The 25195-nt window shown below is 70.3% G+C and carries 12 protein-coding genes; 2 read left to right on the top strand and 10 right to left on the bottom strand.

Annotated features, from left to right (window positions below; genetic code table 11):
* The first annotated feature begins 85 nt into the window (after window positions 1-85).
* Complete coding sequence (locus ACIQF0_RS14870) at window positions 86-544, top strand: peptidase inhibitor family I36 protein (RefSeq protein ID WP_360038595.1); 459 nt, start codon at window positions 86-88, stop codon at window positions 542-544.
* A 199-nt stretch (window positions 545-743) separates the two neighbouring features.
* Window positions 744-1649, top strand: coding sequence for a helix-turn-helix domain-containing protein (locus tag ACIQF0_RS14865; protein ID WP_360038597.1), 906 nt, complete (start codon window positions 744-746; stop codon window positions 1647-1649).
* Here ACIQF0_RS14865 and lnt read toward each other — a convergent pair.
* The 10 genes from lnt to ACIQF0_RS14815 all read right to left on the bottom strand — a co-directional run bounded on the left by lnt (window position 1626) and on the right by ACIQF0_RS14815 (window position 25120).
* Window positions 1626-3095 carry an apolipoprotein N-acyltransferase gene (lnt, locus tag ACIQF0_RS14860; protein WP_401029492.1) on the bottom strand — a complete coding sequence of 490 codons (1470 nt, stop codon included), beginning with the start codon at window positions 3093-3095 and terminating at the stop codon, window positions 1626-1628. The two genes, ACIQF0_RS14865 and lnt, sit on opposite strands and share 24 nt — an antisense overlap.
* Entirely contained in the window at window positions 3082-4530 is a 1449-nt protein-coding gene (mptB, locus tag ACIQF0_RS14855) for a polyprenol phosphomannose-dependent alpha 1,6 mannosyltransferase MptB (protein WP_401029489.1), read from the bottom strand. The genes lnt and mptB overlap by 14 nt, the downstream gene beginning before the upstream one ends.
* Before the next feature lie 67 nt (window positions 4531-4597).
* Entirely contained in the window at window positions 4598-6196 is a 1599-nt protein-coding gene (locus ACIQF0_RS14850; RefSeq protein WP_401029486.1) for a sigma-70 family RNA polymerase sigma factor, read from the bottom strand.
* Window positions 6197-6348: 152 nt separating this feature from the next.
* On the bottom strand, window positions 6349-6579 hold the full coding sequence (locus tag ACIQF0_RS14845; RefSeq protein ID WP_360038608.1) for an MbtH family protein: 231 nt from the start codon (window positions 6577-6579) through the stop codon (window positions 6349-6351).
* A 13-nt stretch (window positions 6580-6592) separates the two neighbouring features.
* The gene (gene gntD, locus ACIQF0_RS14840; RefSeq protein ID WP_401029482.1) at window positions 6593-7624 is read right to left on the bottom strand and encodes a guanitoxin biosynthesis L-enduracididine beta-hydroxylase GntD; all 1032 of its coding nucleotides are present in this window, start codon (window positions 7622-7624) and stop codon (window positions 6593-6595) included.
* On the bottom strand, window positions 7611-8729 hold the full coding sequence (vioD, locus tag ACIQF0_RS14835; protein ID WP_401029479.1) for a capreomycidine synthase: 1119 nt from the start codon (window positions 8727-8729) through the stop codon (window positions 7611-7613). Before vioD ends, gntD (ACIQF0_RS14840) begins: the two co-directional genes overlap by 14 nt.
* Window positions 8730-8743: 14 nt before the next feature.
* The gene (locus tag ACIQF0_RS14830; protein WP_401029476.1) at window positions 8744-10528 is read right to left on the bottom strand and encodes an ABC transporter ATP-binding protein; all 1785 of its coding nucleotides are present in this window, start codon (window positions 10526-10528) and stop codon (window positions 8744-8746) included.
* Window positions 10521-12365, bottom strand: coding sequence for an ABC transporter ATP-binding protein (locus ACIQF0_RS14825; protein WP_401029473.1), 1845 nt, complete (start codon window positions 12363-12365; stop codon window positions 10521-10523). The genes ACIQF0_RS14830 and ACIQF0_RS14825 overlap by 8 nt, the downstream gene beginning before the upstream one ends.
* Before the next feature lie 14 nt (window positions 12366-12379).
* Window positions 12380-13390: a guanitoxin biosynthesis L-enduracididine beta-hydroxylase GntD gene (gene gntD / locus ACIQF0_RS14820; RefSeq protein WP_360038621.1), complete on the bottom strand. Its 1011-nt coding sequence runs from the start codon at window positions 13388-13390 to the stop codon at window positions 12380-12382.
* A 12-nt stretch (window positions 13391-13402) separates the two neighbouring features.
* The gene (locus ACIQF0_RS14815; protein ID WP_401029972.1) at window positions 13403-25120 is read right to left on the bottom strand and encodes an amino acid adenylation domain-containing protein; all 11718 of its coding nucleotides are present in this window, start codon (window positions 25118-25120) and stop codon (window positions 13403-13405) included.
* Window positions 25121-25195 lie beyond the last annotated feature (75 nt).

Genomic DNA, 25195 nt, shown 5'->3' with positions numbered 1-25195 from the left:
CCACGGAGCAATAGCTTTCTTCCCGATCCTCTCTCTGCCTATGGTGACGACGGCCGAATTCATTTCGGGTTTAGGGAGGAATCCTTTGAGGTTCGTTCGGCGTATTTTGCTGGCGTTGATGCCGCTCGCCATGCTCTTCTCCGTCGCTCTCGCTGCCCCGAGTGCGCAGGCGGAGGCTCCGGTCGCTGAGGCCGCCGCTGTGGGCGCGGCGTTCGACTCCGAGACCGGTCAGGCGCTCGCGGCCTGGGACTGCAACACCGGCAACATCTGCTTCTGGAACGGCTTCGGCGGAACCGGTGGCCGGTGCATGTGGGACGTGGCGGACTCGGACTGGACCGCGGGAACCTACAAGTGTTCCTGGGCCACGACCAAGGAGGTCAAGTCCGTCTACAACCGGGGGACGTCTTCCGCCACGGGCGTCAGGTTCTACCGCAACACCGGGTACAACAACTCGATCGGTTGCACGCGGCAAGGTCAGAAGGGTGACCTCGCCGGCACCTACCAGGTGCGCTCGCACCAGTGGGTCAGCACCAGCTGCGGCTGATCTGACCAGATAGCACAGAACCGGGCGCGGGCCCCTGGTCCCGCGTCCGGTTTTCGTTGCGCAATTCGGCGGAGTGACACGCCCAGTATTGTTGTGCGCGGTGACCTGGCCTGGGGAGGTTGCTGTGTTGCGCATCCATTTTTCGCCTGGCGATCTGGAGCGTACGCAGGTAGCGGAAAGGGTGGATCCACTCTGGGAAATGGTGTTCAGCTGGCTTCGGCTGACCGAACTGGACAGCGGGTTGTTGTTGCAGCCGTGGCTGCGTCACATCCGCCGCAACGGCGACCGGCAGGTGATCACGTCCGGCGTCCGAATGCTGTCCGTGCTCGCCCCGCTGGGGCCGTACTTCCCTGACTTCCTCACGCCGCCGGAGGGTGCGCAAGGCCTGGGGAGCGCGCTCGCCGCGATCCGGTCCACGCCGCGGCACCGGTTGCGAGAGGAGTTCGGGCTGTTGGAGGACGTGCGGCCGGTTCCGGAGTGGACGCGTCCACTCGCGGCGGGCGACGGCGAGTCCCTTCTGGAGCTCACCGAGGCGTTCACCCGCTACCACCGCGCGGTGATCGAGCCGTACAGCGATCTGATCGAGGAGGCCGTCGAGACCGATCGGGTGCACCGCAACGGTGTCGCGTGCAACGTGGAGGGATTGCTGCGGGGCATGTTCCCGCTGATGAACTGGCGGGCGCCGGTGCTGGAGGTCCAGTACGCGCACGACCGCGACCTGCACCTCAACGGGCGTGGGCTGCGGCTGGTGCCGTCGTACTTCTGCCGCCGCACTCCTGTCGCGTTCGCTGATCCGGGGCTCCCGCCGACCGTGGTGTACCCGTTGCACCACGACTGGACCTGGCAGCGGCAGCTCGACAGCGGACGACGTGAGCAGGGCGCGCTCGCGGCGTTGCTCGGCAGCACCCGGTCAGCGGTGCTGGCGGCGGTCGGTGCCGGGGCGACGACGACCGAACTGGCGGAACGCCTCGGGGCGTCCCCGTCGTCGGTCAGCCGGCACACGACCGTGCTGCGCGAGGCGGGGTTGCTGACGACGGAACGACAGGGGTTGTCCGTGCTGCACCAGCGAACGCTGCTGGGGTCAGCCCTGCTCGGCAAGAACTGAGGAACGGCGGCGCCTCCACAACCCGATCACGCACGCGGCCAGCGCCGCACCCGTGAGCAGGACGTGGATCGCGCCGCCGAACCTCGTCGCGAACGTCAGGTCCGTGCGCAACGGCACGGTGTCCACCATCAGGTCGTCGGTGAACATCCCGGTCGACTGCACCACGCTGCCGTCCGGGCGCACCACCGCGCTCACGCCGCTGATCGCCGCGACGACGACCGCGCGGCCGTGTTCGATGGCGCGCAGCCGGGCCATCCCCAGCTGCTGGTAGGTCATCTCGCCGCGGCCGTACCAGGCGTTGTTCGTCGGTACCACCAGCAACTGCGCGCCTTCGGCCGCACTCTCACGCAGCACGTAGTCGTAGGCGACCTCGTAACAGATGCCGACGCCCACGCGCGTGCCCGCGATGTCCAGCACGCCGGGTTCGGTGCCCGCGTCGAGGTCCGGCTGGTCGGCGAACGGCGTGAAGATCCGGGCGAGCGGGCGCAGCGGAATGTGCTCGGCGAACGGGACGAGCTCCTGCTTCGCGTACGACTTGCCCGCCCCGGTCTCCGGGTCCCACGCGATGACCGAGTTCTGCCCGTGGCGCAACGCGCTCACCAGCGTCGGCACGCCGAGATCGGCGATCGCGCCGTCGAGCACCGGGTCGCGATCACCGGTCCTGGTCGCGCTCTCCGGCCACACCACGAGGTCCGGCTTCGGCAGCGCGCCGCCGCGGACCAGCGCGGCCAGTTCGGCGGTCTTGCGCAGGTGGTTCGCGCGCAGGGTGGCGCCCTCGGTGAGCAGACCGAGGCCGACGTCGGGGGCGTTGCCCTGCACGACACCGACGGTCCGCTGCCCGGTCTGGGCCTCGATCGAGATCAACGGGCTCACCGCGAGCGCGGCGACGATCGGCACCAACGCCCAGGCGCGGGTCCACCTGGGGAACCAGGCGGCCAGGCCGAACCCGGTGAAGACCACCGCGAACGTCACCAGCGGCGCGCCACCGATCACGGCGAGCCGCGCGAACGGGCCGTCGACCTGGCCGAACGCGACGCGGCCCCACGGGAAGCCGTTGAACGGGATCAGCCCGCGCGCGGTCTCCTGCAGCACGAACAGCAGCGCGGCCCACACCGGTGCCGCGGGCAGCCGGGAGACCAGCGGGAACAGCGCGCAGACGGCGCAGATGAACAACGCCATCAAAGCGCTGAGCACCAGCCACGGCCACGGCCCGAAGTCGTCGCCGAGGAAGTGCTGGATCCACCACAGGTGCGGCAGGAAGAAGGTCAGCCCGAACACGAACCCCAGGCCCGCGCTGCGACGGGCGCCCGCGCCCTTGAGTGCCAGCCACAGCACCACGAACGCGGGTACGGCGAGCCACCAGAGCGTGCGCGGGGGAAAGCTCAGGGCCAGCGCGCCGCCGGCCAGCGCGGCGGCGCCGTAGCGAGCGAGGTCAGGCTTGCGCAACGGACACCCTCGCCCGGCGCAGGACGAGGTACGCGCCACCGACCAGGGCGATCCCGAGGACGTAGGCGCCGACCAGCTCGGGCACGCGGCCCGCGAAGTTGCCCGCGAGCGGCGGCACCAGCAGCGCGAAGACCCCGGCGAGCACGGCCACCCTGGTCCGCCACTTCCCCACCGGCAGGCACGCCGCCAGCGGCAGCACCGCCCACAGCAGGTACCACGGCTGGATCACCGGCCCCAGCACCACGATCAGGCTCATCATCATCCCCAGCGCCATCACCCGAGAGACCCTGCCGCGCAGCTGCCGGTCGATCACCACCGCCACCCCGCACAGGATCAGCACGAGCCCCGCGATCCGTGCCGAGGAAATCATCGCCTGACCGCTTTCCTGGCCGAACACCGCACCCGCCAGATAGCCCGGCCAGTTGGTCGGCGCCATCCAGCTGTTGACCTTCGACGGCGTGCCGAGCGCCTGCACCCAGCCGAAACCGGACATGCCCGCCAGTGACGTCACGACCGACACCACCACGGCGGCCACGACCATGCCGAGTCCCGCGGCGACGAACCGGACCCAGCCGCCGCCCAGCCTGCGGGCCAGCGCGGTGCCGATGACCGCGAGCGCGACCAGTGCCGGCAACTTGACCTGAGCGCCCAGCCCGATGAGCACGACACCGGCCGTGAACGGCCACCACTTCAGTTCGGGCAGTGCGTGCAACGCGATGACGGTGCCCGACAGCATGAGGCCGAGCATCAACGCGTCGTTGTGGACGCCACCGACGAGATGCCACAGCACCAACGGGTTCATCACGCCCAGCCACAACGCCATGCGCTCCGGAACGCCGGTCATGGCCGCGAGCCGCGGCACCGCCCACACGACGAGCAGCAGGCCCAGCACGGCGACCAGGCGGTACGCCACGATGCCCGCCACCGGATCCCCGCCTGTGACCTGGGTGATCGAGCGTTCGACCGTGGTGAACAGCGGCCCGTACGGCGACGGCGTCTCGCGCCAGTAGACGCCGACGCGGGCCACCGCCTCCGCGCTCGCGCCGACGGCCGGGCTGACGACGTTCGGGTCGAGACCGTTCGCCGCCACCTCGCCCTGGGCGAGGTAGCTGAAGACGTCGCCGCTGAACAGCGGCGGGGCCACCAGCAGCGGCCCGCACCACCACGCCAGCGTCCGGCGCAGCCACGGGGCGTCCGGCCTGGTGCGGCCGAGCAGCGTCCACGCCAGCACGACCAGTCCGGCACCCGCGATCGCGACACCCAGCGCCAGTCCCCCTGCTCTGGCGCTCACGGCCCACGCACCGGCGGTGAGCAGGAGCGCGCCGCCGAAACCCGTCCAGCGCAACAGTTCCGGGGTGTCCGTGGTGACCGCGGTGGGCCAGCGGTAGGTGACGGTCTGCACGGGAGAGACAGTGCTTTCCGGACGGATCGTCACGCGTCCGACTGTGGTCGCGTTCCCACGTACGACTTCAGGATGATCTTTTTTAAATGTCTGTTGCGGGTCAACTTCCGGCGAGGTCGTGCGTCATCCACACGGTTCCCTTGGCGTCGCGGATCACGACGATGCCGATGCGCGTGGACGACTTGCTCAGGATGTTCTTGCGGTGGCCGTCGTTCGGCGGCTTCTCGTCGATCATGCCCTGGGTGAGGCCGAGCGCCATCTTGGAGATCGCCTCGACGTTGTCCTTGACCGGACCGCCCATGCCGACGTTCTCCGCGATGGAGCTCCACTTCACGCCCGCCGCGGTGCTGCGTTCGCCGAGGCCGCTCTCGCCGGGGCACTGGTGCGACAGGCCGCAGCCGTTGCTCATCATCGCCCTGGTGTGGCGGTCGGCGGCGGTGACCAGCGCCGGGTCGACCGACAGCGGGGGCAGGCCCTCCTTCGCCCTGGTCTCGTTGATCAGCGCGAGAACGCGTTCCTCCGGGGTGGCCGCGCGAGGAGGCTCGGGTGGCGGCGTCGTCGTGGTCGTGGTGGTGGTCGTTGTCGTGGTGGTGGCAGCCGACGACGACGGCGCGCTCGACGTCGTTTCCGGTGCCTGCGACGAGGACGTGGAGAGAGCAAGCCCCTGGGTGGTGTTCGGCCCGGCCACGGCGGCGGGCGGGTCGGACGGCAGCAGCACCACGGTGCCGACCACGCCGACGAGCGCGCACACGGCGGCCGCACCCGCCGCCACGAGGAGGGGCTTGCCGCTGGCGATGCCCGCGAGCTTGCCGAACACGCCGGTGGGTTCCGCGAGGTGGGCGGCGTGGGTGGGATCGGGCCCGAGGTCGGTCCCGTACGCGACGGCCTCCGGCGTGACGTCCCGCAGGCTCTCCAGCAGTCGCGGCAGGTAGGAGGCCGGGACCACGAGCAGCGCGGCACCGGTCAGGATGCGCTCGACCGGCATCGCGTCGTCCACGCCGCGCCGGCACCGGCCGCACTCGTCGACGTGCCGCAGGAGCCGCTTGCGCCACAACGGGTTCGGCTCGCCGTTCCAGCCCTGCGCGGCCCGGTCGAGCCCGGCGCAGCGCGGTTCCACCGACAACGCGCGCACCAGGTGCCGGATCGTCTCCAGGCGGCCCTTCAGCCTGCTGACCCGCACCGTGACCGTGTGCGCGCCGAGGTCGAGCGCATCGGTCACCTCGGCCCTGGTCAGCTGCCCGACGCGTTCGAGCGTCCACAGCGCCAGCAGTTCGCGATCACCGGGATCGAGCCACCGCGCGGCCTCGTCGACCTCCCGGCGCTGCTGGGCGAAGTGCAGCCGCGACAAGGCGACCTCGACGAACTCGGCACCCGGATCGGCGCGGTCGTACTCCTCCAGCGGGGCGGGGGCCAGGTCGCGGCGCCGGTAGTGCTCGCGGACCTGGTTGATCGTGACGGCCACCAGCCAGGACCGGAACCTGTCCGGCTCCCGCAGCGCGTCGATGCCGCGGATCACGCGGACCATCGTCTCCTGAACCACGTCGTCGACCTCGGCGTCGGCGTGCAGCGCCCGACCGGCCACGTTGTAGACCAGCGGCAGGCAGCCCGCGACCACGGCGTCGAGCGCCGCCCGATCACCGGCCCGCGCGGCCTCCACCTGCTCCGCGTCCACCTGCCCCAGCCACTCCCGACCCGTCACTTCCGCACCCTTCGCCGACTTGTCCTGCACGCCATGGGAGACCGGCGAGTCTCACCTCAGGTCACAGAAACCGGGCCCATAAGTGACCCAGGTCACTTATGAGGATGCCTTCGCGGGCGACGCGCGGCCCCGCCCGGGGCCGCGCTGTCCCGTCACCTGCCGGCGGCCTGCCGGTCCAGCTGCTCGCGCACGCTGCGCGGCCGCATGTCGGTCCAGTTCTGGTTCACGTAGTCGAGGCAGGACTGGCGGGTGTCCTCGCCGTGGGCCACGGTCCAGCCGTCGGGGACGGCGGCGAGCGTCGCCGGCCAGAGGGAGTGCTGACCCTCGTCGTTGACGACCACGAAGAAGCGGCCGTCCTCGTCGTCAAAAGGGCTCGTGCGCATCGGTTTGCTCTTTTCAGTAGATGGTGCGGTCGTTCGCGGTGCGGCGGTGGGCACGCGACTTGCGGAGGTCGCGGGCGATGTTCAGGCGGGTCAGCCAACGGTCGGTGCCGTCGAAACGGGCGGTGAACGGCTCACGGCCGTGGGTGCCGCGGTAGTTGTCGAGGAACAGGACCTCGCCCGGCTTGAGGGCGTAGCCCGCGATGTTGGCGTCGATCGCCTTGACGATCGTGTCCAGCGCGGCGGCGGCCTCGGGGTCGGAGGCCGGGACCTCCATGAAGTACGGGTCGAGGCGCAGGTACGGGTCCTCCTGCGGGCCGAACAGCACCGCGATGGGCTCGGGGTTCGCGTCCAGACCGGAGATCCACTCGTAGCTGCGGTCACGCAGGCGGCGCAGCTGTTCGTCGCCCTCGTCGTTCTGGCGGTTGGCGGCGAGGTGGGAACGGTCCGGGCGGATCGGGAAGCGGTCCTGGCGCAGCACCTCGACGACGTCGGCCGGGAGGTCGATGCCTTCCAGCGAGCCGTACGTGGTGTTGACGCCGTCGGGGTTGCGCAGGCACATCAGGCCCACGTAGTCGGTGCGCATCGGGTGGAACGCGTCCTCGATGTGCCAGGTGAGGAGTTCCTCGCTGCCGGAACCGAGCTGCTCGTACTGGTGTTCCTTGATCGGGAACACGTCGTGCAGCAGCCGGCCGTCCTGCTGGGTGGACCACGCGATGGGGTCGCCCAGCAGCGACGCACAGAGGTAGAAGAACAGGTCCTCGGCGAGCGTGGGCCTGCCCTCGCCGCCGCAGTCCTTCCAGTGCGCCGGCGTCGGGCCGATGCGGTCGTCGTCGATCACGTAACCGCCGACGACGCACAACGGGTGCGGCTCGGTGAGGCGGAACTCCAGCAGGCCCGCGCGCAGGGCGCGGGGCAGTTCGTGGGCGATGGCGGTGGCCTCGCGCACGAACGCCGGGTTCTCGACCGACTGGTACTGCTCGGCCAAGGTGGCGACGAGGGCGTCGGCCTCGGCCAGGTCTGATGCGGACAGGTCAACTCTGAACACGGGCCTTCTCCCCTACGAGTGCGAGCGTGTCGAGGCCGCGGGTGAACGCGGCGGGTGCACCGCCATAGCCGAGCCGGACGCGGGTCGGGTCCCCGAAGCACGAGCCGGGGACGAGCAGCGTGCGGTGTTCACGGGCCAGGTCGTGGCAGAAATCGGTGGTGTCGGTCTGGCCGAGCAGTTGCGGGAACGTGGTGACGCCGCCCATCGGCTCCGGCAGGTCGATCAGGTCCGGGTGCTCGGCGGCCCACTTGCGCAGCAGGCCCAGGTTGTTGCGGGCGTTGGCCATGCGCGGGCCGACCAGGAGGTCGGCGTGCTGTGCGACGCGCGTGGCGAGCAGCTCGACCAACGGCGAGAGGTGCAACGTCATGCGGTCGCGCAGGTCGAGCGTGCCGCGCAGGACGTCCTCAGGCCCGATCGCCCAGCCGACGCGCAGACCCGGCAGGCCGTAGCCCTTCGACAGGGTGCCGATGGAGATGGCCTTGTCGTAGTCGTGCACGGGATCCACGAGCGGCTCGCCCTCGACGACCATCTCGCGGAAGGCCTGGTCCCACACCAGGTACGCGCCGGCCTCGGCGCAGATCGCGACGAACTCGTCGCGCTGGGCCGGGGTGAGCGACGCGCCGGTCGGGTTGTGCGGGAAGTTCACGACGACGGCCTTGGCGCCGCCGATCACCGCGCGCAGGTCGTCCAGGTCGGGGCGGAAGCCGTTCTCCGGCCGCAACGGCCACACGCGCAGGTCGCAGCCCATGGACCGGGCGATGGACGTGTGCGTGTGATAGGTCGGTTCGGTGACCACGACGGCGTCACTCGGGTCGAGCAACGTGCTGAGCACGAGGTAGATCGCCTCGCTGCCGCCGTGCGTGACCATGACCTTGTCGGCGTCGCCGGTCCCCCACTGCTGGGCAATGGCCGTGCGCACTTCCTCGCTGCCGAACGACGTGCTGTCGCGGAACACCACGGCGTCGAGCTCGTCGTGGCTGATGCCGAGCATGGCCCGCAGGTCGGCGAGCGAGTAGTCCTCGACCCCGCTGCTGCCGATGTCGTCGTCCACGGCGAAGTAGTACAGACGCATCCAGTCCTCTAGGGGCGCTGGTTCGAACTTCATCAGGGCGACTCCTTTCAGCGGTAGGCCGAGGACTGCAGGTCGTACAGCTCGGCGTAGAGGTCGGGGTGGGCCATCAGGTGCTCGTGACTGCCCATCTCGCGGATGCGGCCGCCGTCGAGGACGACGATCAGGTCGGCCATGCGCACGGTCGAGAAGCGGTGCGACACAAGGAGAGTCACCGTCCCTCTCGACTTTCCGGCACGAGCCGCGTCCGCGAACCGTTCGAACAACGCGTGCTCGGTCTGCGGGTCGAGCGCGGCGGTGGGCTCGTCGAACACCGCCAGCAACGGGTCGGTGCGCAGCAGGCCGCGGGCGAGCGCCAGCTTCTGCCACTGGCCACCGGACAGCTCGGCACCGCCGTCCCACGCCCGGCCCAGCTGGGTGTCGAGGCCGCGCGGCAGACCGTCCACAACGGACGTCGCACCGGCCCGGCCGAGAGCGCCGTTGAGCGCCGCGTCGTCGTTGATTCGCGGAATGTCCGCCACGCCAACGGTTTCGCGGGCCGCGAGCTGTAGTTCCACGAAGTCCTGGAACGCGCCGCTGAGCCGGGTCCGCCACTCGCGGGCGGGGATGCGGTTCAGGCCGACGCCGTCGATCTGGATCTCGCCGCCGTCCGGTTCGTAGAAGTCGCACAGCAGCTTCACGAGCGTGGACTTGCCCGCGCCGTTCTCCCCCACCAGCGCCACCACGGACCCGGCGGGCAGGTGCATGGACACGCCGTCGAGCACGGCGTGCTCACTGCCCGGATAGCGGTAGGTGACGTCGATCAGGTCGATGCCGTGGCTCAACGACGCGGGCGGCGCGGCGGGCTCTTCCACGCGTTTGCCGGCGGCAGCGGCGAAGCGCTCCAGCCAGACGTAGCGCCGGGCCTGCTTGAGGCACCACAGGAAGTCGCCGCTGTAACCGACGGACGTGGCGACGACCGCGGCCATCTCGATGGTGAGCGCGACGACCATGACGACGTCGCCGGGCGTGGCCTGACCCTTGACCGCGAGCCAGACCACCAGTGCGATGGCGCCGACGAACCCGGCCGCGTTGATCACGGCGTCGATGCTCTTGAGTGCGGCACCACGCCAGGCGGCCCGGTTGCGCGTGTCGAGCACCTCGTCGGACACCTCGTGGTGACGGCGGATCAGCTCACCCGTCAGCCCGAAGACGCGCAGTTCCTTGCCCGCACCGGCGGTCGTGCCGATGTCGAACAGGTGGCGGCGCAGCCGTTCGGGTTCGCCGGTGTCCTCCTGGGCGTCGACGGCGAGGTCGTTGGCCCGGCTGGTGATCCACAGCGAGATGAACGCCAGCAGTGCCAGCGAGATCAGCGCCGGATGCACGTCCGCGAGCAGCAGCGCCGTGGTGCCGAAGCCGACGAACGCGCTGATCAGCCCGGCCGTGGCGTTGGTCATCTCGGCGAGGCTCTCGCGTTCCTCGCGCAACAGCTGGATCTGGTCGAGGTACTTGGGGTTCTCGTGCGGGGCGAGGCTGTCGATTCCGCCGAGCAGCCGCATCAACGTCCGGTCGGACAACGCCTGGGTGCGTTCGAGCACGGCGAACACGCAGTGGGCGTTGTAGTACTGGCCGACGATGAGCAGCCCGGTGGCGGCGGCGATGCCGAGCCCGGCCGTGAGCGCGCGGTTCAGGTCGCCCGCGGAGGCCGAGTCGACGAGAACCTTGGCCCCGTACGCGATCAGGGGTCCGGTCAGCGCGAGCGCGATCTCCGTGACGATCTGGAAGACCGCATACCAGCGCGCCGCGCGGAACCCGAAGCTGATGGTGGTGACGAAGGCCCGCCAGGTGTCACGCATCGGTGCCTCCGACCGGCTGGAACCGCTCTGCCTGAAGGCGGAACAGGTGGGCGTAGCGGCCGTCCTGGTCCATCAACTCGTCGTGACCACCGGACTCGATGACGCGACCGCCGGACACGACCGCGATCCGGTCCGCGCGCCGCACGGTGGAGAAGCGGTGCGAGATCAGGATCGTGGTGAGCCCCTGGGTGAGGTCCAGGAACCGTTCGTACAGCTCGGCTTCCGCCCGCACGTCGAGTGCGGCGGCGGGTTCGTCGAGCACGAGGACCTTGGCGCCCGCCTCGACGGCGAACATCGCGCGGGCCAGTGCGACGCGCTGCCACTGCCCGCCCGACAGGTCCACGCCGTCGGTGTAGGCCTGCGACAGCACGGTGTCCCAGCCGTTCGGCAGCGACTCGACCAGGTCACCGATCCCGGCCCGTGCGGCGGCGCGGCGCAGCATGTCCTCGTCGCCCGCGTGCTCGGGAGCGCCGAGGCCGATGTTGTCGCGCACCGGCAGGTGGTAGCGGGTGAAGTCCTGGAACAGCACGGCCACCCGCCTGCGCCACGCCTCGGGGTCGAGGCTCGCGAGGTCGGTGCCGTCGACGCTGATCTTGCCGCCGGTCGGCTCGTAGAAACCGGCGAGCAGCTTCACCAGCGACGTCTTGCCCGCGCCGTTGTCGCCGACGATCGCCAGCGACTGTCCGGCGGGGATGACCAGGTCCAGTTCGGTGAGGACGTCCCGTTCGGTGCCGGGATAGCGGAAGTGCACTCCCTCGTACCGGATCTCCTGCGCCGGCACGTCCGCACCGACCGGGAGACCTGGCTCCGCGGAGTCTCCGGCCAGACGCTTCTCCAGCGAGAGCACCTTGGGCACGGTGACGGCGGCGTTCGACAGGTACAGGTGCTCGTCGCCGACGGCGTACTCGTTGGCGTCGGCCAGTGCCCCCACGAACACGGCGAGAGCGGCGAGCGTCAGGTCACCCCGCACCGCCGCGTAGGCCAGAAGCCCGTACGACAGCACGTTGATCACGAGGATCGCGGACGCGGAGCCGAGCACCATGCCCGGCCGGGGACGGCGGGCTTTCCGGATCGGCCCGATTCCCGCCTGCCACAACGTGTCGAAGCGGGTGACGAGCCAGTCGAGCACGCCCCACAGACGTACTTCCTTGGCGGGTGGCGGATCGAGTGCCAGGTCCCGGACGTACTCGGCCTGGCGCAGCTGCGCGCTCTGCCCGAAGCCCTCCTCGCCGACCCGCAGGTAGTCGCGCTGCATGCGGTAGACGATGATCGGCCAGACCACGAGCCACAGCAGGCCGAGCCACCAGTGGAACCAGGTGAGCACGGCCGCCGAGCCGATGGCCCGCAGCCACGACGTGAGCACCTCGGGCAGTGCCTCGACGGTCTGTCCCGGCCGGTGCGCGCTCATGCCGAGGCCCCGCACGATGCGGACCTCGTCGATCACGCTCGGGTCTTCGAGATGCGCGATGCCCCGAGGCCGGGCCAGCGCGTTCAGCACGACCTCCTGCAGGTACCGATCGACGTCACGGCCGAGCGTCGACACGGCGGCCCGCAGCAACGGCGAAGTCAGGCGCTCGACGAGGATCGCGATCGCGACGGCGATCAGCAGCGCGCCCACCCGACCGGCGGCCGGTGAGCCAGCGCCTTCCCTGGCGGCGACGGGAATGGCGCCGATGAGCAGACCGGTGACGACGGCGATCCCGATGGGCAGAACAGCGCTCACCACCACCCCGCCCGCCAGGAGCGCCGTGCGCGGCCGGCTGACTCGCGGCAGGACTCTGAGGACGGCGACGATGCCCTTGGCTGTGGGCGGGAGGTTGTGGAGCGGGTTCGGCATGGGTTCCGTATCCGTCAGATGAGCCGGGCGGTCGCCGAAGCGCGCCGCTCGTGGGACTTGCGCAGGTCGGTGGTGATGCTGACGCGCTTGAGCCAACGGTCCGTGCCGTCGTAACGGGCCTGGAACGCCTGCCGTCCGTGCGCAAGCCGGTGGTTGTTGATGATGAGCACGTCACCGGGCTCCAGGGCGACGTCCAGGCAGGACGCCTCCAGCAGCTCGTTGACCGCGTTCAGGGCGGCGGCCGCGGCCGGGTCCTTCGGCGTCTCCATGAAGTACGGGTCGAGACGCATGTACGGGTGCTTGCGCGACCCGTAGAGGACGGCGACGCGGTTGTCGTCGGCCTTCATCTCGGCGATCTCGGAGAACTCGGCGTCGACGCCCAGGGTGACGTTGTGCTTCGCCAGGTGCGAGTCGTCCGGCCGGATCAGGAAGTTCGGCTCGTGCAGGAGCTCCAGGTGCTCGGCGGAGAGCAGCCTGAGGTCCGGTTCCGAAACGATCGTGGCGATCCCGTCGGGGTTGCGCAGGCACTCCAGCAGCAGGTAGTCGGCGCGCCACGGGTGGAACGCGTCCTCGGTGTGCAGCGTGAGCGTGTCGGTGCTGCCGATCCCCATCTGCTCGGTCTCGAAACCCTTGATGGGGAAGATGTCGTGCACCAGCCGGGCGTCCTGCTGGGTCTTCCAGCCGAACGGCTCCCCGAGCAGGGACCCGTGCAGCAGCAGGAGGATCTCCTCGGCGAACTCCGGGGTCGGCGTCGGCCGGCCGCGCCAGTGCTGCGGCGTCGGGCCGATGCGCGCGTCGTCGAAGACGTGACCGCGGACCACGCAGTAGCCCAGCTCGTCCTCCAGCGCGAAGTCGCGCAGGAAACGGCGCTGGCCCACGGGCAGTTCGGTGGCGAGCAGCGGCAGGTCGCGCAGCAGCTGTTCGTCCTCCGGACCCGTGTACTCCTTGGCTATCCGCAGCGTCAGGTTCTCGACCTCGGCGGCCTCTTCAGCCGACAGGTGGTAGGTCCTCTTGGGCGTGGACAAGGACTGCTCCCCTCAATTCCTGTTCATGTCTTCGAGCAAGCCCTCCACGGCGTGCCGGAACCGGGTGGCGACCCGCCACACGGTCTCGGTCCGGTGGAGGTTCGTGCTGTGGTGCCACTCGACGAGGAGCTCTCCCTCGCCGGTGCGCTCGATCTCCAGGTGCAGTGCGTACGGGCGCAAGCCCCCACTTGTGCTTTCACCGCACAGGTCACCCGGTAGTTCCGCGACGACCAGCCCCTGCTCGTCGTCGTTCACGGCGTCGAGCGACGCCGTGAAGTTGATGTTGATCTGCCGATCGGGCGCGGCCCGCAGGCGGCGCACGTCCGGGTCGTCGGCCGTGAGGTGGCGCAGTGCGCCGTAGCCGACTCCGTTGCGTGGCACGGATTTCCGGCTTTCGCGTGCTGCGTCGATGACACCTGTGCCGTCGCTCAGGTCGTCGTGCTGGAGCACCAGCGGGTGGACCGAGGTGAACCAGCCGACCGTGCGTGACAGGTCGGTGCCCGGTGCCAGGCTTTCGCGGCCGTGGTGTTCGAGGTCGACGACGACGGTGCCGGTGCCGGCCCACTCCCCCAGCGTCTGGTGCAGCGCGGCCAGGACCACGTCGAGGACCTGCGCGTTCGGCAGGCCCGCGGCGTCGATCGCGACCTCCACGACGGCGGCGGAGTCCTCGGTGTTGGCGCCGGTGGCGTCGACCGGCAGCGTGAAGCCGGTCTCCGCCTGGCCGAGCCAGTACGGCAGCTCCGCGCGGACCTCGTCGCTGCCCGCGAAGTCCACGACGGACTCCGCCCACTGCCGGAACGACGTCGTCTTCGGCGGCAGGGGTTCGCCGCGGTAGGCCGCGTCGAGGTCCTCCAGCAGGATGTTCCACGACACGCCGTCGACCACCAGGTGATGGGCGACCAGGCCGAGCCACGCGGGTTCGGCGCCGCGGTCCACCAGGATCGCGGCCACGAGCGGCCCGTGGGCGAGGTCCAGCGACCGGTGCAGTGCGTCCATGTGCTGCTGGACATCACCCTGGACGACAGTGAGTGCGACCGTCTCGCCCGGCTCGACGATCTGCTGGTACCCGTCGTGCAGGCGGGTGCGCAGGGCGTCGTGGTGGGTCACCAGGGTGTTGAGCGCGGCTTGTAGCCGGGTGGTGTCGGCGTTCGGTTCGAGCTCGTAGAGGCCCGACCAGTTCCAGTGGTTCGGGTCGTCGATGGTCGCGTTGGTGAACCAGCGCTGGATGGGTGTGAGCGGCACGGGTCCGGTCGCCGGACCTTGGTGCACGAGAACGGGAACCGTGGCGACGGTCGCCAGTTCGGCGATCGTCTGGTGGGTGAACAGGTCGGCCACCGCGAGTCCCAGACCCGCTGCGCGCGCCCGTGCCACCACCTGCAGGCAGGCGATCGAGTCGCCGCCCAGGTCGAAGAAGTTGTCGTGCACGCCGACGCGATCGGCCTGCAGCAGCTTCGTCCAGATGCCTGCCAGCGCCCGTTCCGCGTCGGTGCTCGGGGCGACGTACACGCCGTCCGAATCCGGTGCGGCGGGTTCGGGCAGGGCGCGGCGGTCGAGCTTGCCGTTGGGCGTCAGGGGAAGCGCGTCGAGGGCGACGAACGCCGACGGCACCAGGTAGTCGGGCAGCCGTTCGCGCAGGAATGCCTTCAGCTCGGCGGTGTCGGCGTCGGTGACCACGTAGGCCACGAGCCGCTTGCCGATGCCGGACGCCGTGGCGACGACAGCTGCGGCCCGTACCTTCTCGTGGGATGCCAGGAGTGCCTCGACCTCGCCGGGCTCGACCCGGAAGCCCCGGATCTTGACCTGGTCGTCGGCCCTGCCGAGGAACTCCAGCGTGCCGTCGGCGCGCCAGCGGGCCCGGTCACCGGTGCGGTACAGGCGTTCCCCGGGCGTGGTGGGGTCGGGGACGAACCGCTCGGCGGTGAGGTCCGCGCGGCCGACGTAGCCACGGGCCACGCCGGGGCCGCCGACGAAAAGCTCGCCCGCCACACCGGCCGGCAGCACCTGCAGCCACGAGTCGAGCACGTAGGCCCGCATCCCCGCGAACGGCCGCCCGATCGGCACCTGCGTGCCGATGGCGTCGAGGGTGTGGACGGTGCACGTCATGGTGGTCTCGGTGGGCCCGTAGGCGTTCACGATCCGCAGGTCCGGGCGGCGTTCGCGGGCCGTGCGGGCGTGCTGGGCCTGCAGGGCGTCACCGCCCACGACGAGCAGGCGCAGGCCGTCGAGCACGTCCGGCGAGGTCTCGACGAGCTGGTGGAAGAGGCCGGTGGTGAGCAGGGACGCGGTGATCCCGTTCTCGCGCAGGAACTTGCCGACGTCCATCCGTTCGGCCAGTTCCGCGGGTCCGACGACGAGCGTGGCGCCGTTGAGCAGCGCCAGCCAGATCTCGAACGCGCCGGTGTCGAACCCGATGCCCGCGAGGTGCGACACGACGTCGCCTGCCTCGACCCGCACGGCCGGGTCGGTGCACACCCTGGCCACGCCCTCGTGGGTCAGCGAGACGCCCTTCGGCACGCCCGTCGAGCCCGACGTGAACAGCACGTACAGCTCGCTGGCCGGTCCACCGACGACCGGCAGCGGCCCTGCGGCCTCTGCCCCGGTCAGTTCCAGGACGCGGACGCGAGGGATGTCGAGCGGCCATTCCCCTGTCGTGACAACGAGGGTGACGCCTGCCGTCTCGATCATCTGGGCGAGGCGCGCCGTGCCCTGGGAGGGGTCGAGCGGGACGTAGGTGCCGCCCGCGCCGATCACACCGAGCATGGCGATGATCAGCTCGGGGCTCCGGTCGAGGTGGAGACCGACGCGCGTGCCCGTGCCGACACCGTTGGCGCGCAACCACTCCGCGACACCAGATGCCCTGCGGTCGAGCTGGGCGTAGGTGAGTTCGGAGCCACCACGCAGCGCCAGACGGTCCGGGTGGGCCACGACCTGGCGTCCGAACAGCGCGGCCAGGTGCGCTTCCGGCATCTCGCGGGACTCCGGCGAGCTCCACCGGAGCACCTCGGCGCGCTGACCGGCGTCGAGCAGGGCAATCTGGCGCACCGGCGTGCCGGGCAGGACGGCGACGGTGGTGAGGACGCGTTCGAGCTGGTCCAGCAACGCTTCCACGGTCGCGTCGTCGAACGCTCCGGTGGAGTACTCGCACAGCAGCGCGAGCTGGCCGTCGACGTCCACGACGAGCTTCAGCGGATAGCGGCCCTGTTCCAGCAGCGCCGGCGAGTCGAACTCGTCCGCGTCGTCGCCGTCGTCGAATCCGCCGGGCAGGTTCTGGACGGCGACGATGCTGTCGAACAGCCTCGGCACGCCGGCCGTTCGCTGGATGTCGACCAACGGCGAGTGCTCGAACCGTTGCGCGGCAACCTGTCCGTCTTGGACGGTCCGCAGCCACCGGTCGAACGGGGTGCGGTCGCCGGGGACCTTGATCCGCACGGGCAGCGTGTTGATGAACAGGCCGACGATGGACTCCACCCCGGCCAGCTCGGCCGGGCGTCCCGACACCGTGAGGCCGAAGACGACGTCGTCCTCGCCGCTGTGCGACGCCAGCAACAACGCCCACGCCGCCTGCACGACGGCACTGATCGTGACGTGCTCACGCCGTGCCAGGCCCTCGAGCTTGAGGGCGATGTTCTCGGGCAGTTCGCGGAGCCGCCTGCCCTGTTCCCAGTGCACGCGGGTGGTGCGGTCGACGGGCAGGGCCGTGGGCGAGGTGAAGCCGTCCAGGTACTCGCGCCAGAAGCCGTCGGCGGGCGGCTGTTCCTGCAACCACGCGATGTAGTCGCGGTACGGACGCACGGGCGGCAGTGATTTCCGCTGGTAGGCCGCGAACACCTCGTCCCAGACGAGTGGGATGCTCCAGCCGTCGAGGTACAGGTGGTGGAACGTGAACACGACCCATTGGCGATCGCCCCGGTCCGCCACGTACACGCGCAGCAACGGCGCTGTGGTGACGTCGAACCCACGCCGCTGGTCGGCGTCGAGCAGTTCGTCCAGCGCGGCACCGGGATCGGCGATCGAAGTCCAGTCGAGCACCTCGAACGGCACGTCGACCTCGCCGAGGACGACCTGCAGCGGTTCCTCTACGCCTTCCCACATGAACGCGCTGCGCAACGCGGGATGCCGTCCCACGACGGTCCGCCAGGCCTCCCGCATGGCCGCCACGTCGAGCGGTCCGCGCAGCTCACGCACGTCCTGCGCCCAGTACACCGCGGTGTCTGCGGGCGCCTCCAGGACGTGGAAGAGCATGCCCTGTTGCATGGGCGACAACGGATACGCGTCGACCAGTCCCGGCACCCGTGCCCTGAGCGGCTCCAGATCGGCCAACGGCTTCGCGGTGACCTGCGAGCTGGCCGCGACTCCCGTGTGGAGGGCGATCTGCTGGACGGTCTGGTGCGTGAAGAGGTCGGCGATCCTCAGTTCCAGCCCGGCTTCCCGTGCCCTGGCCACGATCTGGAGGCTGATGATCGAGTCGCCGCCCAGCTCGAAGTAGTTGTCGTGCAGGCCGACGCGCTCGACGCCGAGCACCTCCGACCACACCTCCGCGAGCGTGCGCTCGGCATCGGTGGCCGGCGCCTCGTAGCCGCTGTCCGGCGCCTCGGGCAACGGCAGGGCGCGCTTGTCGAGCTTTCCGTTGGCGTTCAACGGCAACTCGTCGAGCAGCACGATCGCCGACGGCACCAGGAACTCGGGCAGGCGTTCGGCGAGGAACCCGCGAAGTTCAGCGGCCTCGGCGGTGCCCACGACGTAGGCGACGAGCCGCTTGCCCTGCCGCAACTCACGAACGACCACGGCCGCGTTGGCGACATCGGGATGACCGGCGAGCACGTGCTCGACCTCGCCCGGCTCGACCCGGAACCCGCGGATCTTCACCTGGTCGTCAGTGCGACCGACGAAGTCGACCACGCCGTCCGCGCCCCATCGCACCAGGTCACCGGTGCGGTACATCCGGGCGCCGGGCACGTACGGGTCAGCGACGAACCGCTCCGCGCCAAGGTCGGCACGACCTGCATAGCCACGGGCCAAGCCGGTGCCGCCGATGTACAGCTCTCCCGGCACTCCGACCGGTGTCGGCTGGAGCCAGCGGTCCAGCACGTAGAAACGCAAGCCACGCAACGCGGTGCCGATGGGCACTGTCGCCGGTCCGAGCCGTCCGGTGTGCATGTCGTGGAACGACGCGTACACCGTGGACTCGGTGGGGCCGTACATGTTGAAGATCTCGACGGCGGGGTTGGCGTCGAGGACCTTGCGGGCCTGGACGGGTGACATCCCCTCGCCGCCGGCGAGCACCAGCCGGTGTCCGGAGAACACGGCCGGATCGGTGTCCGCCAGCTGGTGGAACAAGCCGGTGGTCATGAACGACAACGTGACGCCGTGCCGGGTGAAGAGCTTCGCGACGTCCAGTCGTTCGGCCAGGTCGGCCGGAGCGACGGCGAGGGTGGCGCCGGTCAGCAACGCCGTCCAGATCTCCCACGTCGACGCGTCGAACGACACCGCGGCCATGTGCGCCACGACATCGCCGGGCTCTGCGGCCACCGCGGAGTCGAGCACGACTCGCAACACGCCTTCCTCGGTGACCTCGACACCCTTGGGCACGCCGGTCGAGCCCGACGTGAACATCGTGTAGACCAGACGTTCTGGCAGGGCAACGAGTTCCGGCCACTCGGCAGGCCCGGTCAACTCCGCGAACTCGACGACCCGCGGACCGTCAAGCGCGTAGTCGCCACGGGACACGACCAGCTCGACGCCGGCAGCCGTCTGCACATCACGCAACCGGCCGTGCGGCAGAGCGGGATCCAGCGGCACGTACGTACCGCCCGCCTGCACCACACCCAGGATCGCCACGACCAGGTCCGTCGACCGCTCGAACCACAGGCCGACCCGCGTCTCCACACCGACACCGGCAGCACGCAGGCCGGACGCCACCCGCGCCACCCGTTCGCCCAGCTCGGCATAGGTCAGCTCAGAGCCACCGCGGATGGCCACCCGGTCACCGAACTCGTCCACGGCCAGCCGGAACCGCTCCGCCAGGCCGACGAACGGCTCGTCCACCGCAGCCCCGACACCCCACCCGGTCACGGGCGAAGGCGTCACCTCCCGCACCACGGCGGAAGGTCGGCGGGCGAGGGCGGTGAGCACCTCGGCGAGCTGCCCGAGCAGCCGCTCCACAGTGGACGGATCGAACGCGCCGCTGGAGAAGTTGGCCTCGACCTTCAGCGTCGCTTCCAGGTCGACCGCCAGGATCATCGGGTAGTGCATCTGCTCGACGGAGTCGGTCGAGGCGAACAGCTCCTCGGGGTGCTCCTCGCCCTCCTCCGGCGCCGCGCCCTGCGGGTAGTTGCCGAAGACGAGCATGCTGTCGAACAGTCCGCCCGTGGCGACGCGCTGGATGTCGGCGAGCGGTGTGTGTTCGTGCCGCTGCACGGCGACCTGGTTCTCCTGCAGCTCGCCGAGCCAGTCGGCGAACGACGTCTCCCACGCCACCCGCACGCGCACCGGCAGGGTGTTGATGAACAGGCCGACGATCGACTCGACGCCGGGCAGGTCGGCCGGGCGCCCGGAGACGGTCAGGCCGAACACGACGTCGTCCTCGCCCGAGTAGGCGGACAGCAGCACGGCCCACGCCGCCTGCACGACCGTCGACAGGGTGACCCGCTGGTCGCGAGCCAACGAGACCAGCGCACCGGTGACATCGCGGGGCAGCGCCAGCTCGCGGCGGTCCTGAGCCCAGTGCTCGCGCACGACGCGGTCCACCGGCAGCGGCGTCGGCGAGTCGAACCCGGCGAGGTACTCGCGCCAGAACGACTCGGCCTCGGCGGAATCGCGCTGACCGAGCCAGGCGATGAAGTCCCGGTACGGACGCACCGGCGGCAGAGGCTCGCGCTGGTAGGCGGCGGTGACCTCGTCCCAGAGCAGAGGGATGCTCCACCCGTCGGCGTAGAGGTGGTGGAACGCGAGCAGGATCCAGTGCCGGTCACGTCCACTCGCGACCACGACCCGCAGCAGTGGTGCGGCGGCGAGATCGCAGCCGCGAGCGCGGTCGGCGGCCAGCAGTTCCTCGATTGCGGCGTCGGGATCGGTGACCGACGTCCAGTCGTGCACCTCGAACGGCACTTCTACGTCACCGACGACGACCTGGAGCGGTTCGCGCACACCCTCCCACACGAATCCGGTGCGCAGTGCGGGATGCCGGTCGAGCACGAGCTGCCAAGCGGCACGCATCGCGTCGACGTCGAGCGGACCGGTCAGCTCACGCACGTCCTGCGTCCAGTAGACGCCCTTGTCCGGCGACTCGACGGCGTGGAAGAGCATCCCCTGTTGCAGCGGCGACAACGGGTAGACGTCGGCCAGTCCAGGCGTGCGCGCGACCAGAGCGTCCAAAGAGGACTGCGAGAGCGACGCCAACGGGACATCGGACGGCGTCAGTCCGTGTGCGCCCGACCGGCAGTGATCGACGAGGGCGGCCAACGCCTCCACGTACGCGACGGCGAGCCGTTCGATCGTCGAGCGGTCGTGGAGATTGGTGCTGTACTGCCATTCCACGGACAGCGTCCCGTCGGCGGCCTGGGCCACCTCGACGCCGAGCACGTGCGAGCGCAGTCCGCCATCGCCCTCGGCAGGGCCGCACAGGTCCTCGGAGAGTTCGCGGGCGAACAGGCCCCCGTCCGAGTCCTCCACGGCGTCGACGCCACCGAGGTAGTTGAAGACCACCGGCCGGTCCGGCGCGGAACGGAGCTGCTCGTCCCGCTCGCGCAGCACGGTGTAGCCGACGCCGCGGCGAGGCACCGCCCGCAGCTGTTCCTTGACCGCCTTGACGACGCCGGCGATGTCACCGAGGTCGGTGTAGTGCAGCCCGACGGGGTGGATGGCGGTGAACCAGCCGACGGTGCGGCTCAGGTCGATGTCGTCGGCGATCGGCTCGCGGCCGTGGCTCTCCAGGTCGATGGCGGCGGCGTTGACACCGGTCCACCGCCCGAGCACCTGCAACAACGCGGCGAGCAGGAGTTCGTGGCCCTGGGTGCGGTAGGCGCGGTGAGCCTGGGTGAGCAGGACAGAGGTGCGTGCCTCGTCGAGCGAGACGCGCACAGACTCGGTCGAGTCCTCGGTGTTCGGGCCGCCGAGGTCGGTGGGCACGGCCGTGGTCGTCCGCACGACCTCTCGCCACCAGGGCAGCTCGTCCTGAGGGTCGAACGCCTCCAGCGCGGCGGCCCACTCCTGGTACGAGGTGGTCTTCGGCGCGAGGACGCCGGCGGAGTACGCGGTGTCGAGGTCCTCCAGCAGGACGTTCCACGAGACCGCGTCCACGACGTAGTGGTGCACGGTGAGGCCGAACCACGCGGGCTGATCGCCGCGGTCGACGTACACGGCGCGCAGCAACGGGCCGTCCGTGAGGCTCAGCGACGTCTGCGCGGTGGTCATGGCCGCGATGACGTCCTCGTCGAGGTCGGTCCTGAGCACGGTCACCAGGTCTGCGGGCTCGGCCGGCGCGTTCTCCTGGGCGTCGCCGCGCAGGCGCAGCCGCAGGGCGTCGTGGTGAGCGACGACGGTGCCGAGCGCGGCCCGCATGGTGTCCGCGTCCGTGCCCGGTGCCAGCTCGAACATGCCGGACCAGTTGAAGTGGTCACGTTGCGGCAGGTCCTCGCGCAGGAACCAGCGCTGGATCGGGGTGAAGGCCACGGGTCCGGTGACGGCGCCCTGGTCGACCGCAGTCGGCTCGGACGTGGTGCTGCCGGCGGCAAGGGCGTGCACGGTCTGGTGCGTGAAGAGGTCCGCGATCTCCAGCCGCAGACCCGCGGCACGGGACCGCGCGACGATCTGGAGGCTGACGATCGAGTCGCCACCCAGTTCGAAGAAGTTGTCGTGGACGCCGACCCGTTCGACGCCGAGCACCTGGGACCACACCTCGGCCAGCGTGCGCTCGGCCTCCGTGCTGGGCGCCTGGTACGCGGTCGTGGTCTCGGGCGCGCCGGGGTCCGGCAGCGCGCGCACGTCGAGCTTTCCGTTGGCGTTCAACGGCAACTCGTCGAGCGGCACGATCGCGGACGGCACCAGGAACTCGGGCAGACGTTCGGCGAGGAAGCGCCGGAGGTCGGCCGAGTCGGCGGTGCCCACGAAGTAGGCGATCAAGCGCTTGTCGGTGACGATCACCGCGGCGTTGGCGACCTCGGGGTGGCCGACGAGCACGTGCTCGACCTCGCCCGGCTCCACCCGGAACCCGCGGATCTTCACCTGGTTGTCAGTTCTGCCAACGAAGTCGACCGCGCCGTCCGCGCCCCATCGCACCAGGTCGCCGGTGCGGTACATGCGGGCACCGGGCACGTACGGGTCAGCTACGAACCGCTCCGCGGCCAGGTCTGCACGGCCCGCATAGCCACGCGCCAGCCCGGTGCCGCCGATGTACAGCTCGCCCGGCACGCCGACCGGAGTCGGCTGGAGCCAGCGGTCCAGCACGTAGAAACGCAATCCCCGCAACGCGGTTCCGATCGGAACCGACGACGGACCGAGCCGCCCGGTGTGCATGTCGTGGAACGACGCGTACACCGTGGATTCCGTCGGGCCGTACATGTTGTAGATCGCCACGGCCGGGTTGGCGTCGAGCACCTTGCGCGCCTGGAGGGGCGACATCGCCTCGCCACCGGCCAGCACCAGGCGGTGCCCGGCGAACACGGTGGGATCGGTGTCCGCCAGCTGGTGGAACAGACCGGTGGTCATGAACGACAACGTGATGCCGTGCCGCGCGTAGAGCTTCGCGACGTCCAGTCGCTCGGCCAGGTTCGCGGGAGCCACCGCGAGCGTCGCGCCACTCAGCAACGCCGTCCAGATCTCCCAGGTGGAAGCGTCGAACGACACCGCCGCCATGTGCGCGACCACGTCACCGGGCATTGCGACCACGGCGGGGTCGAGCACGACCCGCACGACACCTTCTTCGGTGACCTCCACGCCCTTGGGCACACCGGTCGAGCCCGACGTGAACATCACGTAGACCAGACGATCAGGCGTGGCAACGACTTCGGGCCACTCGGCAGACCCGGTCAACTCCGCGAACTCGACAACCCGCGGACCGTCAAGCGCGTAGTCGCCACGGGACACGACCAGCTCGACCCCGGCAGCCACCTGCACATCACGCAACCGGCCGTGCGGCAACGCGGGATCCAGTGGCACGTACGTGCCACCTGCCTGCACCACACCCAGGATTGCCACGACCAGGTCCACCGAGCGTTCGAACCACAGCCCGACCCGCGTCTCCACACCGACACCGGCGGCACGCAGTCCGGACGCCACCCGCGCCACTCGTTCGCCCAGTTCGGCGTAGGTCAGCTCAGAGCCACCGTCACGCACGGCCACCCGGTCGCCGAACTCGGTGACAGCCGAGCGGAAGCGCTCGGCCAAGCCGACGAACGGCTCGTCGAACCGAGGCCCCGCACTCCAGCTGACGGCCGTCGGCGTCACCTCGCGGACGAGCTGGCCGGGACGGGCGACAGCGGTGGCCAGCAAGGCCTGCAACTGGTCGAGCAGCCGGTCGACCGTGGTCTCGTCGAACGCGCCGGTGGAGAACTCGGCCTCGATCTTGAGCGTGTCCTCCAGGTCGATCGCGAGACCGATCGGGTAGTTGATCTGCTCGATCGAGTCGACCGCGCCGAAGCGGTCCTCGTCGTCGCTCTCCTCTTCCTCCTCGGACAGCAGGGCCTGCGGGTAGTTGCCGAACACCACGATGCTGTCGAAGACACCGCTGCCGTGCGGCAGGTCCGACCACCGCTTGATGTCCGGCAGCGCGGTGAACTCGTAGCGCTGCACCGCGATCTGGTTCTCCTGCAGCTCCCCCAGCCAGTCGGCGAACGAGCGCTCCCACGAGATCCGCACGCGCACCGGCAGCGTGTTGATGAAGACGCCCACCATCGACTCGACGCCGGGCAGGTCGGCCGGGCGGCCGGACACGGTGAGGCCGTAGACGACCTCGTCGTCGCCGGAGTAGGCGGACAGCAGCAGCGCCCACGCCGCCTGGATCACGGTCGACGGCGTGACCCGCCGCCGCCGGGCGAGGTCCATGATCGCGGTGGTCAGGGCTTCCGGCAGTTCGGCGCGGCGGCGGCCCTGCGCCCAGTGGTCACGCACGGAGCGGTCGACGGGCAGCGCCGTCGGGGCGTCGATGCCGGCCAGGTAGTCGCGCCAGAACGACTCGGCCTCGGCGCGGTCGCGTTTGCCGAGCCAGGCGATGAAGTCCCGGTACGGCCGCACGGGTTCGAGGGCCGGCGTCGTGCCGCGGCACAGTGCGTCGTAGGTGGCGCCGACCTCTTCCAGGACGACGGGCACGCTCCAGCCGTCGCACAGTCCGGAGTAGAGCGCCCACACCATGCGGTGGTGGCCGGTGCCGTCGTGGATGAGGTGCACGCGCATGAGCGGCGGCTTGGTGAGGTCGAAGCCCTGGGCGCGGTCGCGGGCGAGCAGGTCGTCGAGCGCGGCCTTCCGGTCGGTCACGGCGGTCCAGTCGTGCACCTCGAAGGGCACCTCGACGCCGCTCATGACGACCTGGAGCGGCTCGGGCACGCCCTCCCACACGAAACCGGTGCGCAGCACGGCGTGGCGGTCGACCACCAGCTCCCAGGCGCGCCGCATCGCACCGACGTCAAGAACCCCGTCGAACTCGTAAAGCCCCTGCGCCCAGTAGACGCCCTTTTCCGATTGCGCCTCCAGGACATGGAAAAGCATGCCCTGCTGAACAGGCGCCAACGGATACATGTCTTCGATCACAGATGCTCGCCCCTCCCCTGACATACTTTTTACACAACGGACATTTAAAGGACAAGGAATTCG

It is taken from the genome of Lentzea sp. NPDC092896 (assembly GCF_044754905.1).
Taxonomy (GTDB): domain Bacteria; phylum Actinomycetota; class Actinomycetes; order Mycobacteriales; family Pseudonocardiaceae; genus Lentzea.
The sequence above is the reverse complement of the archived record's forward strand: the minus strand, read 5'-3'. Positions and strand labels throughout refer to the sequence as shown.